Origin of the sequence: Streptomyces sp. RP5T (assembly GCF_003933965.1) — a bacterium.
Classification (GTDB): domain Bacteria; phylum Actinomycetota; class Actinomycetes; order Streptomycetales; family Streptomycetaceae; genus Streptomyces.
The window spans coordinates 1-2,470 of sequence record NZ_RSAJ01000887.1 but is presented as its reverse complement, the minus strand read 5'-3'; the positions used below and the strand labels follow the sequence as shown (position 1 = coordinate 2,470).

Below are 2,470 nucleotides of genomic sequence, written 5' to 3'. Positions count from 1 at the left end.
GGGGGAGGGTCACGGGTGAGTTGTCGACGCCCGCGCCGGCCGCCACGCGCCCAGCGCCCCGGTTTCCCCTGAACGGGCGCCGCCCGGGTCGAGCGTCACTCGGGCGAAGGGCGCGCCCCCCTCACCCCTGTGCGCGCAGAAGGCGGCGAGCCGTCACGCCGGACACCTGGGGTGGAAGGCGGGCCCGGCGTCTGCGTGGTCAGATGATGCCGCCGTTGGCCCGCAGCACCTGCCCGTTGACCCAGTGGCCCGCCGGGCTCACCAGGAACGACACCACGTTGGCGATGTCCTTCGGAGTCCCGAGGCGCTCCAGCGGGGGCTGTGCCGCCAGGCGGGCGACGGTCTCCTCGTCCTTGCCGTCGAGGAAGAGGTCGGTCGCCGTCGGGCCGGGCGCCACGGCGTTGACGGTGACGTCACGGCCGCGCAGCTCGCGGGCGAGGATCAGGGTCACCGCCTCGACGGCGCCCTTGGTCGCCGCGTAGGCGCCGTAACCGGGGAAGGCGAGGCCCACGACCGAGCTGGAGAGGTTGACGAGGGCGCCACCCGGGCGCAGTCGGCGTGCGGCCTGCTGGTCGACGACGAAGGTGCCGCGGATGTTGGTGCGGTACAGGGCGTCCAGCTCGGCGAGATCGAGCTCCGCGATCGGCGACAGGGGCATCCGGCCCGCGGAGTGGACCACCACGTCGACACCGCCGTACGCGGCCTCCGCGAGGTCGAACAGGGCGGCGACCCCGGTCTCGTCGGCGACGTCCGCGCGGGCGGCGCGAGCCGTGCCGCCCGCCTCCTCGATGACGCGCACGGCGTCGTCGGCGGCGTCCTTGTTGCCCGCGTACCCGACGACGACCGCGAAGCCGTCGGCGCCGAGCCGCTCGGCGATCTGCCGTCCGATGCCGCGGGACCCGCCGGTCACGATCGCGACACGCTGTTCCGTCCGGGGCTGAGTGGTCATGACCGCATCCTTTGTTATCGCTGCTACGACTGATTCGTATCGACGATAACATGGATCTGTAGCATTGGTAACCCCCGGCTCGTATCGTCGCTACGAATGGCGTACCGTGGGGGCATGGATGCGAGGGAAAAGATCCTGGAAGCGGCCACCGAGCTGCTGGCCGGCGCGTCGGCAGCCGAGGTCTCCACGCGCGCGGTGTGCGAGAAGGCCGGCGTCGGCGCGCCGATGCTCTACCGGCTCTTCGGCGACAAGGCCGGTCTGCTGGCCGCCGTGGTGGACCGGGGATTCGAGCAGTACCTCGCGTCCAAGCGGGCGGCCCGGCCGAGCGCGGATCCGGTCGAGGACCTGCGGAGCGGCTGGGACAACCACATGCGCTTCGCGCTGGAGCACCCCAGCCACTACCGGCTGATGTACTCGCCCGAGCTGACCGTGCCCCCGGCCGCGGTCCAGGAGGCGCACGACCTGCTGCGCGCGATCCTGGAGCGCTGTGCCGCCGCGGGGCGGCTGACGGTGCCGCCCGCTCTGGCCACGCAGATGGTCATGTCCGCCAACGTCGGGGCGGCTCTGTCGATGCTGACCAGGCCCGAGCAGTACGCGGACACCAGGTTCTCGCAGCGGCTGCGCGACGCGGTGCTGGACTCCGTGACCCGGCCCGCCGACGCCGATGCCGAGGCGGACGCGGGGCGGGAGGACGGTGCGGTGCCCGTCGCGGCGGCGACACTCGCGGCCCGGCTGCGTGCCGACCTGCCGCCGGCGCTCACCACGGCGGAGTCGGCCCTGCTTCAGCAGTGGCTGGAGAAGCTCTCCGGGGGGTGAGGAGGCGGCGTCACTCGGGCAGCAGCGGTTGCACCAGACCCGACTGATAGGCCATCACGACGAGCTGGGCGCGGTCCCGGGCACCCAGCTTGGTCATCGCGCGGTGGACATGGGTGCGCACGGTCAGGGGGCTGACGAAGAGCTTTTCCGCGATCTCCTCGTTGGAGTGCCCCTCGGCGACCCACGCCATCACCTCGCGTTCCCGGGCGGTGAGACCGCTCAGATCGTCGGTGGCCGCGAGGCGGGTGCCGAGTCCCGGAGCCGCCAGGAACCTGGTGATCAGGGTGCGGGTGGCGCCGGGCGAGAGCAGGGAGTCGCCGGCCGCGACCGTGCGGATCCCGTCGAGCAGGGACTCGGCGGTGACGTCCTTGCCGAGGAAACCGCTGGCCCCGGACCGCAGCGCCTGTGCGACGTACTCGTCGATCTCGAACGTGGTCAGGATCAGCACCCGCGTGTCCGAGAGCTCAGGATCGGCGCAGATCACGGACGTGGCGGCCAGACCGTCGGTGCCCGGCATGCGGATGTCCATGAGGATCACGTCGGGACGGTGGACTCGCGCCAGGTCGACCGCCGCGGCGCCGTCGGCGGCCTCCGCGACCACCTCCATGTCCTCGCACGAGTCGATGAGGATCCGGAACGTGGCTCGCAGCAGGGCCTGATCGTCGGCGAGCAGTACGCGGATCGTCATGGGGTCCGTTCCTGGGG

The 2,470-nt window shown here is 72.2% G+C and carries 3 protein-coding genes; 1 reads left to right on the top strand and 2 read right to left on the bottom strand.

Annotated elements, in window-relative coordinates:
• Positions 1-199: 199 nt before the first annotated feature.
• The gene (locus EHS43_RS42490; RefSeq protein WP_125195805.1) at positions 200-949 is read right to left on the bottom strand and encodes an SDR family oxidoreductase; all 750 of its coding nucleotides are present in this window, start codon (positions 947-949) and stop codon (positions 200-202) included.
• 114 nt (positions 950-1,063) lie between these two features.
• Between EHS43_RS42490 and EHS43_RS42485 the strand changes: the two genes are divergently transcribed.
• On the top strand, positions 1,064-1,765 hold the full coding sequence (locus EHS43_RS42485; protein ID WP_125195804.1) for a TetR/AcrR family transcriptional regulator: 702 nt from the start codon (positions 1,064-1,066) through the stop codon (positions 1,763-1,765).
• Positions 1,766-1,775: 10 nt separating this feature from the next.
• Here EHS43_RS42485 and EHS43_RS42480 read toward each other — a convergent pair whose 3' ends face one another.
• The gene (locus EHS43_RS42480; RefSeq protein ID WP_125195803.1) at positions 1,776-2,453 is read right to left on the bottom strand and encodes a response regulator transcription factor; all 678 of its coding nucleotides are present in this window, start codon (positions 2,451-2,453) and stop codon (positions 1,776-1,778) included.
• Positions 2,454-2,470 lie beyond the last annotated feature (17 nt).